Origin of the sequence: Aphanizomenon sp. CS-733/32, assembly GCF_028330045.1 — a bacterium.
In the GTDB taxonomy this organism is placed as follows: domain Bacteria; phylum Cyanobacteriota; class Cyanobacteriia; order Cyanobacteriales; family Nostocaceae; genus Dolichospermum; species Dolichospermum gracile.
On the sequence record NZ_JAQMSE010000108.1, the window covers coordinates 1 to 15,072 of the forward strand.

At 37.3% G+C, this 15,072-nt stretch carries 17 protein-coding genes; 7 read left to right on the plus strand and 10 right to left on the minus strand.

All coding sequences use genetic code 11. The features are described from left to right. A partial coding sequence (locus tag PN471_RS08085) for a hypothetical protein (RefSeq protein WP_271776398.1) occupies window positions 1-193 on the plus strand: 193 nt, incomplete at its 5' end. 80 nt (window positions 194-273) lie between these two features. Here the strand turns inward: PN471_RS08085 and rsmI are convergent. Next, window positions 274-1,128, minus strand: coding sequence for a 16S rRNA (cytidine(1402)-2'-O)-methyltransferase (gene rsmI, locus PN471_RS08090; protein ID WP_193897178.1), 855 nt, complete (start codon window positions 1,126-1,128; stop codon window positions 274-276). Window positions 1,129-1,216: 88 nt separating this feature from the next. After that, complete coding sequence (locus tag PN471_RS08095) at window positions 1,217-1,684, minus strand: DUF29 domain-containing protein (RefSeq protein ID WP_168467470.1); 468 nt, start codon at window positions 1,682-1,684, stop codon at window positions 1,217-1,219. Window positions 1,685-1,856: 172 nt separating this feature from the next. Here PN471_RS08095 and PN471_RS08100 point away from each other — a divergent pair, with 172 nt between their 5' ends. From PN471_RS08100 to rpsU, 5 genes are all read left to right on the plus strand, one after another. Beyond that, window positions 1,857-2,720, plus strand: a complete 864-nt coding sequence (locus PN471_RS08100) for a sugar kinase (RefSeq protein WP_271776399.1) — start codon at window positions 1,857-1,859, stop codon at window positions 2,718-2,720. A gap of 9 nt (window positions 2,721-2,729) precedes the next feature. Then, on the plus strand, window positions 2,730-5,009 hold the full coding sequence (locus tag PN471_RS08105; RefSeq protein WP_271776400.1) for an MASE1 domain-containing protein: 2,280 nt from the start codon (window positions 2,730-2,732) through the stop codon (window positions 5,007-5,009). 153 nt (window positions 5,010-5,162) lie between these two features. Continuing rightward, window positions 5,163-6,017, plus strand: a complete 855-nt coding sequence (locus PN471_RS08110; RefSeq protein ID WP_271776401.1) for a 3'(2'),5'-bisphosphate nucleotidase CysQ family protein — start codon at window positions 5,163-5,165, stop codon at window positions 6,015-6,017. Between the two features lie 205 nt (window positions 6,018-6,222). After that, window positions 6,223-6,576 carry an RNA recognition motif domain-containing protein gene (locus PN471_RS08115; RefSeq protein WP_271776402.1) on the plus strand — a complete coding sequence of 118 codons (354 nt, stop codon included), beginning with the start codon at window positions 6,223-6,225 and terminating at the stop codon, window positions 6,574-6,576. Between the two features lie 121 nt (window positions 6,577-6,697). Next, entirely contained in the window at window positions 6,698-6,895 is a 198-nt protein-coding gene (gene rpsU / locus PN471_RS08120) for a 30S ribosomal protein S21 (protein WP_015078697.1), read from the plus strand. 268 nt (window positions 6,896-7,163) lie between these two features. Here rpsU and PN471_RS08125 read toward each other — a convergent pair whose 3' ends face one another. From PN471_RS08125 to PN471_RS08145, 5 genes are all read right to left on the minus strand, one after another. Next, window positions 7,164-7,499 (minus strand): DUF5615 family PIN-like protein, encoded by a 336-nt coding sequence (locus PN471_RS08125; RefSeq protein ID WP_271776403.1) that lies wholly within the window; start codon window positions 7,497-7,499, stop codon window positions 7,164-7,166. Further along, window positions 7,492-7,806 carry a DUF433 domain-containing protein gene (locus PN471_RS08130; protein WP_271776404.1) on the minus strand — a complete coding sequence of 105 codons (315 nt, stop codon included), beginning with the start codon at window positions 7,804-7,806 and terminating at the stop codon, window positions 7,492-7,494. The genes PN471_RS08125 and PN471_RS08130 overlap by 8 nt, the downstream gene beginning before the upstream one ends. A 113-nt stretch (window positions 7,807-7,919) precedes the next feature. Beyond that, window positions 7,920-8,426: a hypothetical protein gene (locus PN471_RS08135; protein ID WP_271776405.1), complete on the minus strand. Its 507-nt coding sequence runs from the start codon at window positions 8,424-8,426 to the stop codon at window positions 7,920-7,922. A gap of 48 nt (window positions 8,427-8,474) precedes the next feature. Beyond that, window positions 8,475-9,185, minus strand: coding sequence for a hypothetical protein (locus PN471_RS08140; RefSeq protein WP_271776406.1), 711 nt, complete (start codon window positions 9,183-9,185; stop codon window positions 8,475-8,477). Window positions 9,186-9,191: 6 nt separating this feature from the next. Further along, window positions 9,192-10,490, minus strand: coding sequence for an AAA family ATPase (locus PN471_RS08145; protein WP_271776407.1), 1,299 nt, complete (start codon window positions 10,488-10,490; stop codon window positions 9,192-9,194). Window positions 10,491-10,610: 120 nt separating this feature from the next. Between PN471_RS08145 and PN471_RS08150 the strand changes: the two genes are divergently transcribed. Continuing rightward, window positions 10,611-11,033, plus strand: coding sequence for a DUF29 family protein (locus tag PN471_RS08150; protein ID WP_271776408.1), 423 nt, complete (start codon window positions 10,611-10,613; stop codon window positions 11,031-11,033). 38 nt (window positions 11,034-11,071) lie between these two features. Here PN471_RS08150 and PN471_RS08155 read toward each other — a convergent pair whose 3' ends face one another. The 3 genes from PN471_RS08155 to mreC form a co-directional block, all read right to left on the minus strand. Further along, entirely contained in the window at window positions 11,072-12,664 is a 1,593-nt protein-coding gene (locus tag PN471_RS08155; RefSeq protein ID WP_271776409.1) for a 2-isopropylmalate synthase, read from the minus strand. A 206-nt stretch (window positions 12,665-12,870) separates the two neighbouring features. Then, window positions 12,871-13,392: a LabA-like NYN domain-containing protein gene (locus PN471_RS08160; protein ID WP_027402274.1), complete on the minus strand. Its 522-nt coding sequence runs from the start codon at window positions 13,390-13,392 to the stop codon at window positions 12,871-12,873. Window positions 13,393-14,146: 754 nt separating this feature from the next. Then, on the minus strand, window positions 14,147-14,935 hold the full coding sequence (gene mreC / locus PN471_RS08165) for a rod shape-determining protein MreC (protein ID WP_271776410.1): 789 nt from the start codon (window positions 14,933-14,935) through the stop codon (window positions 14,147-14,149). Between the last annotated feature and the right edge of the window lie 137 nt (window positions 14,936-15,072).

Consider the following 15,072-nt stretch of genomic DNA (forward strand, 5'->3'; position numbering starts at 1 on the left):
AAATGCTTTCGGAAAATTGTTTGATATGATTGTGGTAACATTTTTTGCTTCGGGGGCTTCTTTGTCCCTATTTTTTTACTCCCTTATTTTCTCAAATTATTGCCACATCTCATCTTCAACCGCCTTGTCACCCGTTAAGGATTCAGACATCACCCCACAAACCAATTATTTCAAAATAAATTTACCAGCGTAAAGACTTTAGGTAGAGCATAGCGATCACTATATAATGTCTCTAGTGTGTCCTATTCTAGATCATGATCATCGTTTCTATACTTAACTGCTAAGTTCAATTGTCAAAGCTAGTTGATAGAGATAGCGACGAGATAAACCCGTATCCTTTGCTATCTCACGACTAGCTTGAGAACGAGAAATACCCTGTTTAATCATTGATAATAGTTCGTTTTTTAATTCGGTTTCTGTGAGTTGAGGTTTACTAGGTGGATTTCCAGCTACTAAAAGAGTATATTCTCCTTGGGGTTCTTTGTCTTGGTAATGGGTAATCCCCTCGGCAATTGTTCCCCGCCAAAATTCTTCGTATAATTTCGTCAGTTCTCGTGCTATAACTAGAGAGCGATCGCTTCCCAAGATTGCCCCCAAATCTGCTAAAGTATCTCGTAATCTGTGAGGTGATTCATAGAAAGCCAAGGTTCGGGATTCACCTTGCAAAGATTCCAAATATTTCCGGCGTTGTTGACTTTTAGCCGGTAAAAAACCATCAAAAATAAACCTATCTGTGGGTAATCCAGCCGCACTCAAAGCCGTAATTACAGCACTTGCTCCGGGGATAGGAACAACAGTGATCCCATTATCAATACAAGCCTTAATTAACTCATATCCTGGGTCAGAAATTCCTGGCATTCCCGCATCACTTACCAAAGCGATCGCTTTTCCAAATTGTAACTGTTCTAATAATTCGGGAATACGACTATTACTATTATGTTCATGGTAACTAACTTGGGGAGTTTTTACCTGAAAATGTTGTAATAATCTGCCTGTGTGGCGTGTATCTTCTGCCGCAATCATGTCCACTGCTTGTAAAATTCTCACCGCTCTAAAAGTCATATCTTCTAGATTACCAATGGGTGTAGCGACAATATAAAGTGTTCCTGGTTTGGGTTCAGTTTGCATATTAATTTTGAACACGGATTAGATAATTTCAGAACACGGATTAAACGGATTTAATGATCTCACTGAATTAGATAATCTTCAATATAATTTAATTCATTGGTGAATTTCCTTCATTTTCCCAAAATTTATTATTTAACAAAATCTCTAAATTTTCTGGGAAAGGACAAATATCAGGAAAATTAACATCATATTCATTAATTAGGTTATCAACCCCATCTAGATAGCATTCAGAGAAAATTTCTAAAAAATAATTCTGTAAACTAGGAGAATCTCTTAACAATTTTTTTATGTCTTTTTGAGTTCGTTTAATAGTATTTTCCCAACCCCGATAACAGTCAGGTAAGGGGACATAACATCGTTTGAGTGCGTGTTCAAACAAAGTCGTCAAACGATTCTCTAATTCTCGTCTCTCTCTTCCTCCCAAAGATGATACCTCCTCAATTAAATTATTCCAATCAATATCATTAACATTTCTCTCCTTTAATTGCTGAATTGTATTCTCAACCCAGAGAACAAAATCTTGATTATAGAGAGTTGTTACTGGTGCTTTTTCCATTGCTTTTATCTCCTCTTCAATTTCTGCAAATCTATTTTCACTACATCTTTAATCATACAGCGGTTTGATGCTCTTAGGAGGTAAATCTTATTCCCCTCATAAAAATTATCATTATGGGTAGACACGGGGATGTTACCCTAAATTAATACTTTAAGCAAGCTACCAATTAGCAATGAGCAAATCTGGCTTATTTGTCGGTTTAATTACCTTAGATTTCATTTATCTCGCGGACTCCCCTCCCCAAAATAATCAAAAATTAGTTGCCACTGACTATACTGTGGCAGCAGGGGGGCCGGCAACAAACGCCGCCGTCACCTTCAGTCATTTAGGCAACCAATCTACAGTTTTAGGTATATTGGGTTCGCACCAGATCACACAGTTAATCTGTAGCGATTTAGAGAATTACCACGTTGCAATTATTGACTTAGACTCCTATAGGAAAACACCACCACCGGTCTCTTCAATTGTTGTTGCGCAAAGTACAGGTGAAAGAGCGGTAATTTCTATTAATGCCGTTAAAACTCAGGCGAATATTACCTCTATTCCTACAAATATTTTACAAGATATTGATATTGTATTAATTGACGGGCATCAAATGGAAGTCAGCAAAATTATTGCCCAAACTGCTAATATTCAGAATATTCCCGTTGTCATTGATGGTGGTAGCTGGAAACCAGGATTTGCAGAAATATTACCCTTTGTCAATTATGCTATTTGTTCTGCTAATTTCTATCCGCCTAACTGCGAAAATCAGGAAGACGTTTTTGCCTATTTGCAAAATTTTCACATTCCTTATATTGCCATTACTCAAGGGGAAAACCCCATCCAATACTTAACGCCTGATCGGTCTGGTGTAGTTAATGTGCCAAAAATACAGTCCGTTGATACACTAGGAGCAGGAGATATTTTTCACGGTGCTTTCTGTCACTATATCCTGGAGACAAATTTTATAGAGGCATTAGCATTAGCTGGAAATATTGCTGCGGAGGCGTGCAAACATTTTGGTACGCGCCCTTGGTTGAATTTAAATGTTTGATGTTTAATTATGTTTATTGATTTTCGTCCTCAACTGGATATATTTAACTTTCGTCAGGTTGCTTGGTGGAAACAGGTAGTAGTGGCGATCGCCTACTACATCGCATCCCAATTATCTTATATATTCACCACTTACCCCTCCACAGGATCAACCCCGATTTGGATACCCGGAGGTATTGCCGTCGGACTCATGACTATCTGGGGTTATCCCCTATGGTTAGGAGTAATGACTGGCGTATTTATCACCCAGTTGACGACATATCAAGGATGGGTAAATGTTTCCAGTCTATTTTTAACCATCTTTATCGTTGCCATTGTCACAACCGGAAAGCTTTTGTCTGTCTATTGGACTGAATATTTGGTTGGTAATCGCTACTTTTTGCACCGAGCTAAAGATACTATTCAATTTATCATCTATGGCTGTTTTCTTAGTCATTTACCTGTGGCAGTTTTCTGTTCATTGTTATTATGTATCTTTGGCAAAGCTCTTTGGTCAATTTACTTCAATATTGCCCTATCTTGGTGGTTAGGTGATGCTTTCGGAATTCTCGTTCTTACCTCCTTAATCACTGCTTGGCACAGCAATATTAGTTCATTTATTTACTCAATAAAACATCGTTGGCTAGAAGCTACTATTATTTTATTTTTAACATTAGTTGTTAGTAATATCATTTCTAGAGGTAAAAATGCAGAATATTTACTAGTGCCTCTATTAGTGTGGACAGCTTTTAGATTTAAAGAACTAGGTGCAACCATTTTAATGCTGATAATGACGATAATTCTGGCAATCTGCACAGTTAAAGGGCATAGTTCATTTATCAATGATTCTCTCCAAATTTCTTTGCTACTATTACAGTCTTTTATTGCCTGTATTTGTGTAACAACCTTAATTTTAAATGCAGTTTTAAATGAAAACAATCAAGTGAAGAGTGATTTGCAGATAGCCAATGCTACCCTAGTCGCTCAAAATTTGAAACTACAAGAACTTAATCAACTCAAAGATGTCGAACGTCAACAAAGAGAAAAAGTTCTCAAAGATTATCATGAAGCCTTAGAAAAACAGTTTATCCTATCTCAAGCAAAGGAAGTAGCAGAAACAGCAACCCAAGCCAAAAGTGAATTTTTAGCAAATGTGAGTCATGAAATTCGCACTCCTATGAATGGTGTAATTGGTATGGCTCAACTTCTCTATATGACAGAACTCTCAGAGGAACAAAAAGATTTAGTTACCACAATTAGAGATAGCAGTAATGCACTTTTAAATATTATCAATGATATTCTCGATTTCTCGAAAATTGAGTCTAATAATTTTGATTTAGAACAACGTCCCTTCAGCTTGAAAAAAATTATCAAATCCGTGTGCAGTATTCTTTATAAACAGGCACTAAATAAAGGTATTGATATTAATTATAGAATTCAACCCGATATTCCTGCTCATATCTTAGGAGATGATTCTCGCTTCCGCCAAATTTTAATCAACCTTGTGGGAAATGCTATTAAATTTACAAATAAAGGTCATATTTTTATTGCTGTTATAGTTAATAAAAAATGGGAAAATGAAGATATAGAGTTAATGGTATCCATTGAAGATACAGGAATTGGTATTGAAAAAGATCACTTAAATAAACTATTTCAACCCTTTACTCAAGCAGATGCTTTTATTAGTAACAAATATGGTGGCACAGGGTTAGGCTTGGCAATTAGTAAAAGTTTAGTAAATTTAATGGGAGGGACAATATGGGTAGAAAGTCGTGGAAGAGTCGGAGGTCAGCCCCCTTTAAGTTGGACTGCTAATGTTAACAATGACCATCTTCAAGGTTCAACATTTTATTTCACATTTGTAACCAAATCTGTTTTAGTTTGTGATTTAATACCAGAAGATAATTCATGGCAAGTTTCAAGAGAAGAAACAGATATCGCCACACCATTTTCCGTGAAAATTCTCTTAGCGGAAGATAACAAAGTTAATCAAAAAGTTGCCCTATATTCCCTCAAAAAAATAGGCTATATTGCTGATATTGCCAATAATGGATTAGAAGTATTAGAAATGTTAAAAAGACAATTTTATGATGTGATTTTAATGGATATGAAGATGCCAGAAATGGACGGTATTACCGCAACTCAAATTATTCGTCAATCTTCCCAGGCTCAACCTTGGATTATCGCTATTACCGCGAATATTTCCGAAGAAGACCGTCAGGCTTGCTTTAAGGCAGGGATGAATGACTTTATGACTAAACCAATTCAAGTGGAAGCGCTCGCCGCAGTCATAGAAAAAGCTAAAATCTGAATTCTTATAGACACACTTGAATAAAATCCACCATTTACACGAAAATCCACACTTGAAACTCTCTCTTCTTTCTTTTTCTTTCTCTTTTTCCTTCTTCATCCTGACTCCTGCTATAGTATTTAATTTTCCTATTCCACTCAAATTTGTCCCCAAATGAAAGACTTATCCAAAATATTAAGAATTGCCCGGAAGGTAGGTTGGGGTGCAGCCAGTCTCCTGAGTTCTTATTATCATGGTACTGCCGCCGCACCAAATTTAGAGATCCAGTATAAAGACAGCGAACCCGTTACAGTGGCAGATTTAGCGGTCAGTGAATATATCTTGTCACAGTTACAAGCCGCTTTAGATGATGAAGACTTTGGATATATCAGCGAAGAAACTTATAAATCGCAACAGGGAAAAAATCCTGCTGAGTGGGTATGGATTATTGACCCATTAGACGGGACAAGGGACTTTATCAATAAAACTGGAGAATATGCAATTCATATTGCCTTAGTTCAAGGAACACAGACAATGTTAGCCGTCGTGGCAGTTCCAGAGACACAAAAGTTATATTATGCCACTAGAGGTGGTGGGACTTTTATCGAAACTGCAACAGGTTCTTTACCTGTACAACTGAACTCCAGTAAAAATATCCAAGATCTAATTTTGGTTGTTAGTCGCTCACACCGCAATGATAGGTTAGAATATCTATTGCAGCACCTGCCTTGTCAAAATCAAAAAGCAATTGGTAGCGTCGGTTGCAAAATTGCCGCGATAGTTGAACAGCAAGCAGATGTTTACATTTCCCTTGCCGGTAAATCCGCACCTAAGGACTGGGATATGGCTGCTCCCGAACTAATTTTGACGGAAGCAGGTGGCAAGTTTACCCATTTTGACTGTACGCCATTACAATATAATACCGGCGACATCCATCAATGGGGAGAATTACTGGCGAGTAATTATCAAAATCATGAGTTACTGTGTCAAGAAGCGCAAAGCATTCTCACACAGTTTAGCTCCCACTGAAACAGTGTTTGTCATGGAGAATTTCCTGACAATACTGGTAATTTTGATGGCAAAATTTGTCCATGATGGGTTAATATTCTCATGTAGTGCTATACTTGGGGATATCAAAGATTATTTTCGGTTGAGTAAGTCGGTTTAAGATTTTTTTAAATACGTCTCTCCGAATCTAACTCTCTACACTCTCTGGTTTGGGAGACCCTCTTCTATGTCGATTTACGTTGGTAATTTGTCCTATCAGGTAACAGAAGAAGACCTGAAACGGGCTTTTGCAGAGTACGGAAAAGTTAGTCGTGTGCAGCTACCTACAGACCGAGAAACTGGTCGCCCACGAGGTTTTGCCTTTGTGGAAATGGGATCAGAAGCGGAAGAAGCCAAAGCAATTGAAGCATTGGATGGTGCTGAATGGATGGGACGTAATCTGCGCGTAAACAAAGCTAAACCGAGGGAAGACAGGGTTTCTGGTTCTCCTCGTGGCGGCACTAGAAGTTGGGAAAATCGTGGTAGCGGTGGAGACCGCGATCGCAGCAGTGGTGGCGGCAATCGTGGCGATCGCTACTAAGTCCAGAAAAAAAATTAAAATCTAGAGTATCCAGCAGATACGGTTTCATGCTAAGTGCTGCTAGAGTATTTTATTTTGACTTTAGTTCTCAAATATTGATTTAAACTACGGAGGAACAGGAATGACACAAGTGGTCTTAGGTGAAAATGAAGGAATTGAATCAGCACTACGAAGATTTAAGCGGGAAGTTTCCAAAGCCGGAATTTTCCAGGATATGCGGAAAAAGCGTCACTTTGAAACACCTTTAGAAAAAGAAAAGCGCAAAGCGATCGCTAGACACAAGCAACGCCGTCAACAACGTTCTCGTTTCAAGCGATAGATTTTTAGTTATATTGGCTAAGACTGGGAAATCCTCACAGGATTTCCTTTGAGATAACTCCACAAAAAAGATGATTCAATCTTGTAGGAGGGCGCGTGTCCTTGTATGATTGGTAAAATGTAAGGTCAATTAACCATAGTTTTTGTTTCGCGCAAAGGCGCAAAGACGCACTGAGGTAAGAGTTTTAAAGGTTCAATTTGGGAATTTCATACCTCGATTCAGCAACGCCCTCGTACTGAATTTGCACCAATTACCGCTATTTGTTTGTTTACAAATATTCTACTCTACCCTTCATTTCCTCAAGAGTAGCAACTTCGTAAAGTAAGATCAGCATCCGAATAATATACCCAATTGATTTTGTATCTTTACGACAATAAACAATCCCACTATGATCAATTCCTTGATGATTGAGAATCAAAAAATCATCATCGTGTGTAACTAGCACGCGCGACTGTTCTTTAGCAAAATCTAACTGAACTGTATCACTCTTTGCCAAAAGATTCGCCCCCTGTGTAGTTGTCACGTCAATACCAGCCTGTCTCAAAGCTAAAGCAATATCAGGATCAACATTTTCATCAAGGTGAAATTGAATGCGTTTAGGCATATTTTTTCATCGCATTGAGTTTTTCCTGTAACAGTGAAGGACTGTTGAGACGTTCGGCTTCAGCATAAGCTTCTGCGTCAGCAATTTGCTGGTCAATTTCTTGCCGATGTTCATAGTAAAATGCCATTGCTATATGAACTGATACTAATGAAAGCTGATATTTTCCAGCAATTTCTTCTAAAGAATGCCCCATGCGGAGATACATAATAGCCACATCTGCAACTGTAATTCTTGTTCCAGCAATCCTTGGTTTACCACTACGAATCCCAGGAGTGATTTCAATATATTTGTCCAAGTTGTTTTCCATAAATATTCTTATTTAGCAACTAGCTTTAGTTTAAACCAATCTTATACTTATTGCTACATTGGTTAATTTTTCGCCGTTGGAAGTTTCGTGGATTAGGTTATTAACGCACCTTTTTATGCAGAAATTTGATTAATTCCTATTTGATAAAATATCTGTTCTTGTACTGAGTTTGCAGCAGCTACAGCTATTTCTTCCCAATCACTAGCTAATAATAAAATAGCTAAAAGTGACTTTAATAAATCTCGATTAGATATAAATTCTTCCACATTATATAATTCATCTTGTTTGAAAGTTTCTTCCAGTGCTGATAAAGCTACAGGTTGGGGTAATTGTAGTCTTTGAATTAATCGTTTTTGTGCTACTTCTACTGCTGTTTTTTCTCCTATACCCAAATTCCATTCTTTTATGAGTAACCGCAGTTCCTGGTTGAGTGATACGCGCAACTGTGTCAACCTTCCAAACATTACAGGATTTTGTAATAAAGCGGGGATTGCTAAACCCCAATCTAATCCTGCTGTCACGTCGCAGTCGGTTTCATTTTCAATTTCAATTGCTGCTTGAAGGGATGTTGGGTTAAAAAGTAAATTAATAGCTTCAGCTACATTTTGATTATTATTCATAATTACTCCCTGCATCATTTTTTTAAGTTATGATCCAATCCTCCGTTTTTATATTCTTCCCCCTGGACGTGGAATAGCCTTTCCTTGCACATCAAAGCAATCTGCACAAGTTCCAGGAAAAGCATTAATCAAGCGATTTAACATATCAGGATCATCTTTGAAAACAGTCATCCAAATAGACCAGAATCCCTGACCTTGAGCAGTACGAATAATTTGTCTTCTCATTTCAGGAGTATTATTCTTTTGTAAATCAGACAATGCTTCTTGAGTTATTCCTACAGCTACAAGCCGTTCTTGCCAGCGAAAATCTGCTGAAGTTGGTTTATATTGAGGATGTCCAGGTTTTCTATCTAAACCAACTAAATTTAATGTGTTTTTTGCTATTGCTTGTTCGCTATCACAAAGTAGCGAATTAACTTTTACATCTGCGCTCAAAGGATGATATTCAAAAATTCGGAATGTATTATCTACATCAGCCCAATAAAAGTTTTTTCTCCTGATAAGAGAACGTCCCTTAATATCATTACAAACTCTACATGAAATAAAAAAATTATGCCAAATAGTTTTTAGTCTTGGATAATGCTCTTTTGGTAAAATATGCTCTACATCACGAACATTTGTTACTGGTTTTTCGCAATAGCAGCAATAATGACCTATTCTTTCTACAATGCGTTTTTTAGCATCTTGATATTTACTAAAAGAAATTTTTTGATTTGTGTTTGGATTAATTGGTATACTACCTCTTTGCACTGGACGCATTATTTATTAATCTCCTAATTTTGCTAACCGCTTCATTTTTAAAAAAGCATGATAAGCAACATCATCACTATATGGTTCTATTAATTCATCCAGTTCTGTTTTTAATTTTTCTAATTCTTCTGGTGATGAATTATTGGCATTTTCTAACATTTGATAATATCTTTCTGCGGTTTCCATCATCTGTTGATATCGCTCATTTCTGTATGGATGAGGAACGTGCATAACGTTTTCTGTAATATATTCTATATTCTTGTTTTCATATTCTGCGGCTGGTATTAAATCGGGGTTATTTAAATCAATCAGTTCACCATCTCTTAATGATTGAATTATATGCTCAGAATGAGTAGTGGCAAAAAATTGAATTTTAGGAAATGTTCTTTTTAAATCTTCTACTACTCGACGTTGCCATTTAGGATGTAAGTGTAAATCAATTTCATCAATTAAAACAATACCCGGTGTAAGTCGCGCAGCTTCACCATCAAATTGTGGATTTAAGGTGACACAACGATAGGCAATATCGGCAACCATTCCTATCATATTTTTTACACCATCACTTAACATATTAAAGGGTAAAATTCTTCCATCTTGTGCAGTAGCAACTAGTTCTCCTTGAAGCACATCATACTCAACATCTTGCCAGTCTTCCATACAATTTTTAATAGCTTCTTTCACGCATGACAAAGTACCTAAAGGTCTTCCCTGTTGTAAAGATGCTAATTCCCATTTTTTAAACCAGAGCATTATTTTTTTCATTTCATTGGATTTAGTCAGACAATTCTTATATCCTAGAAATCGAGGACTAGGTCCTGTAGTCTTTTGTATTTCCCTATGTTTAACCCAAAGACGACCTGTACTGTAATATGAAATCACGGGTAAAATAACCTTGTCTCTATCTTCATTTTGAACACGAACTTTTTGCTGTAATTCTCTAGCATATTGTAATATTTCTTTTGCATCTCCACGAGTTGTAGTAACACCATCAGTTTTGATCTCTCTTTTCCATGATATTTCTTCTACATCTTCAAAACTACCATGACAAGATACAACAACTGGTAAAATACGATGTAGTGTCGGTGTTTCTCCTTCTTGCCTGAGAATACGACGAATTTCATCTTTTTGAATATTCAGTGAGTTAATGTTGTCAATTCCTAAAAACAAGCTTCCAGCACCAATAGCTAGTGCATCAAGAATTGCAGTTTTACCCGTAGCATTATCACCAATACAAACATTAAATTGATCAGAAAACTCAAATGTTTTTTGCTCAAAGCATCGAAAATTCTGAAGTTCAAGTTGTCGTATTTTCATATTATTCCTCGTAAATGTTGTTTTATAAGGTGAGTTACTTAACAAAGTATTTTATCAACTAATGAACAATTTAACATATATAATAAATATTAATTGTGAATCACAATTTCAGCAAATAACATGGAAGAACTCTTAGAAATTAGACAACTCCTAGAACAAGGAAAAATCAATGAAGCTTTACTACTAGTGGATGAATTAGAAGAAATGAGCCTCAGTGATAAAATCAATAAAATTGATAGTTATGGCGTAATTCTCCTCATCCATTTAATTAAACAAAAAGCTGAAAAACGTTCTACCCGTTCTTGGGAACTTTCCATAGAAAATGCAGTGCGGGAAATCAATAAAATTAACAAGCGCCGCAAATCTGGTGGTGTTTACTTGAATCAAACAGAATTAATGGAAATTCTCCAACAAGGATATCAAGTAGCACTAAAAAGAGCAGCGCTAGAAGCTTTTGAAGGACGTTATGAAACCGAAGAATTAGCAGCTATGGTTAACGAACAAGAAATTCTATCTCAGTCGCTGGAATTAATTCAAAAATAGAGACGTTCCCTGGGTAGGGATTCTCGTCTCTACACCTTCTATGCTGTTACTTCTTCCTTCACTTCCTGCTGTAAAGCTGAAAACAATCTATTCAGTGCATTCACATAAGCCTGAGCCGATGCCACAATAATGTCTGTATTGGCGGCATGACCTGAAAATACACGGGATTCATGACGTAGGCGAATTGTTACTTCTCCTAAAGCGTCAATTCCTCCGGTGACAGATTGCACAGAAAACTCAATCAATTCATTCGGTACATTCACTACCCGATTAATGGCTTTGTACACCGCATCTACTGGACCTGTCCCAATGGCTGCATCAGTTAATTCTTCTCCGTCAGGAGTGCGGAGTGTGACTGTGGCGGTGGGCTGAGTATTACTACCACAGGAAACCTGTACCAACTCCACCCGGAATAACTCTGGTGCTTGTTGGATTTCGTCATTAACTATCGCTTCCAAATCCCAATCAGAGATTTCTTTCTTTTTGTCTGCTACTTCTTTAAACCGCAGAAAGGCTTTATTCAGGTCATTTTCTGATAGTTCAAAACCCAATTCTTTCAAGCGGGTACGAAAAGCATTTCTGCCAGAATGTTTACCCAATACTATTTGATTATCGGATAAACCAATCAACTGGGCATCCATGATTTCATAGGTGAGTTTGTTTTTCAATACCCCATCTTGGTGAATACCAGATTCATGAGCAAAAGCATTTGCACCGACAATGGCTTTATTTGGTTGCACCAACATTCCGGTTAAATTAGAAACCAAACGGGAGGTTTTATAGATTTGTTTGGTGTCAATATTGGTGAGTGATGCTTCCGAATTTTCAGCCCGTCCTAAGAAGGGATTAAAATATTGTCTGCGGACGTGCAAAGCCATGACTAATTCTTCTAAGGCTGCATTGCCGGCTCTTTCACCAATACCATTGATGGTACATTCTAGTTGACGAGCGCCGTTTTTGACCGCTTCTAAAAAGTTAGCAACTGCTAAACCTAAATCGTTATGACCGTGAACGGAAATAATGGCTTTGTCAATGTTGGGGACATTTTCAGTAATGCCTTTGATGATTGCCCCAAATTCGCTGGGTGTGGTGTATCCTACGGTATCAGGAATATTAACAGTTGTTGCTCCGGCTGCGATCGCTCTTTCCAATACTTCATACAAAAATTCTGGATCAGAACGTCCCGCATCTTCAGGAGAAAATTCGACATCATCGGTGAAGCTTTTGGCATAGGCTACCATTTCTTCGGCAATGGCAATTACTTCTGGTCTAGTTTTCTTTAACTTATATTGCAGGTGAATATCAGAGGTAGCAATAAAAGTATGAATTCTCCCTTTAGCAGCAGGTTTAATCGCCTCCGCAGCCGCTTTAATATCATCATGTCTGGCTCTAGCCAAACTGCAAATTATCGGACCATTTTCTGTCCCCACAGTTTGGGCAATTTTGCTCACTGCTTCAAAATCCCCAGGACTAGCAAAAGCAAAACCAGCCTCAATAATATCTACTCCTAAACGTGCTAATTGTTTAGCAATAACTAGCTTTTCGTCTATGTTGAGAGTTGCTCCAGGACACTGTTCTCCATCACGCAATGTGGTGTCAAAGATGATAATTCTATCGGTTTGGTTGCTCATTAGCTTAACCTCTGTTAGTTTTGAGAGTGGGCTGAATAAAAGAATATCAAGGAATTAGAATTAATCAAATGTGGTTTGATTTGCCAGTCCTAGAAATTTATCATCATCACCGACTTCTAATTCCTAAATTCTTGCTTGATAAAATAACTGAAACTGTGAAATGATAGTTTTTAACTTTGAGATTTGTAAATAAATACTAAGCTAAGTTAACCGTCAGTTTTTTCTATTCTATCTCTAATATCATTCAAATCTATATATCTATCAGTAGCATTACGTAATTCCCTGGCTATCATGCCCTCCGTGGATACCACTGTAATATGAGTATTTTTGGATCGTAATAATTCGATAGCCCTTTCAAAATCACCATCTCCGCTAAATAATACAACTCTGTCATATTGATCTACCGTATTAAACATATCAACGACAATTTCAATATCTAAATTCGCTTTTTGAGAGTAGCGACCCGAAGCATCATCATAATACTCTTTGAGAATTTTCGTGCGGACTGTATATCCCAAACTGATGAGTGCATCTCGAAAACCTCGTTGGTCTTGGGGGTCTTTTAATCCAGTGTACCAGAAAGCATTGATTAATGTAGTGTCTGACTGTTCGTATTTGAAATATTCTAAAACACGCCGGGGGTCAAAAAACCAACCATTTTTTTGTTGAGCATAGAACATATTGTTTCCGTCTACAAAAATAGACAGACGATTCATTGGAGAACCCATAAAAATTTACACCTAATAATAGATAAGAATGTTAGAGGGAAGAATAGATTATAGCAATTATCAAGTGGTAATTTCGCTAATATCTACAAGGTACATAATTATGTATAGCCATGATCTTACCTCTTTTAAAGCCAAAATTTGGACAAAATATCCAAGTAGATCACCGAATTATTTAACTGGTTTCACCTCTGAGAGTTAGTTGTCAATGTGTTGTCTGATCAAAATCTAGCAATAAAATTGACCTAGTAACAGGATTCTGAACTAGATAACATCTAATTTTACTCCTAAAGAGGTACGGTATAGGATTTTGGGTAGTTAAATATTCATCAATACTTTGCTCGACTGTAGGGATAATTTCAGGGAATTATCAATACTTCCAGAGAAGACCATTGAGGATACGCATCTAGTAGTCTGTTAAGCCGAAAATGACAGGTGAAGGCAAGTATGGTGAGAAGAGAGGCACTGGGGGCAGGGGAGGAAAGAACAGAAGTTTTTTCCATTACCCGTCAAAATAAATTTGACGAACTACTAGGATACCCTAAATAAACCCCTAGTACCGCAAGGCGGAAGTCAAAAATAATATGGCGTCAGCTTTTTAGTGATTGAGAATGGTTGGTTTATTTACGCCCTGTTGTCCTAGTATTTGACTAATACTCCAGGATACCAGTTTGAATAAGTTAATGACTCCAAATATAAATTTTTATGACAACCAACCTGCTTTGCTATGACAGAGGTAGGTTAGGTTACATATTCATCATTTGGTAAGATTCGGAGTTTCTAAATCTTGTTTGTCTTGTTGAGGATAAACAGTTACCCAATCTAAGTACCGAATTGGCGGGAATAACTCTACTTTGGCTATTGAGGCTGGGAGTTTCTTTAAATCCAAGGATTTAATTTTCCCTATGGCTAAACCAGCCGGGAACTTCTGACTATAAGTAGAGGTTGATACTAGGTCGCCTATTTTCACATTAGGAACTTTTTCATAAAATTCTAATACCCCTTCAGTGGAAGCATCACCTTGTAAAATTCCTTTAGCTGATGTGCGGTTGATAGTTACGCCTACTTGACTTTTCAAATCACTTATTAACAATACACGGCTAGTATTAGTTGTCACGCTATCTACTAAACCGACTAATCCACCATCGGCTTTGACAATAGAACCTTCTTGAATGCCTGATGCAGTCCCCCGATTCAAAATCACCTGTTGCCACCAATGATCCCCACTACGTCCTACCACCCTGGCGATAATTGGCTTTTGTGGCAAGGCTTCTTTCTCTCTATAACCCAGTAAATTTTTTAATTTCTGATTTTGGCTTTCTAAATCAACGATGCGAGTCTGTAATTCTAAAAATCTTGCATCCTTAATATTTTGTTCAGGAATCGCTCCTGATTGTAGCATCTGTAATGGGATGGTGATTCCTTGATAGATTTCTCGTAACAATGCCCCGTTTGTCTCTCTGAGTGTCCAGGCACTACCTACAACTAAGGCTAATAATCCTATTTGTAGTCCTTTGTATTGCCACCAGCGTTTTAAAGTAAACATAATAACCTGTATATATTTTATAAATTATTTAGGAGTTGTAGGAATATGGTTTGGTAACTTTTTAGTCCGGCCTATAGCGATCGCCATCCGCAAATCCGTAAATCAACTCCTGTGTACTTCTGTGGAAAATAATGGAT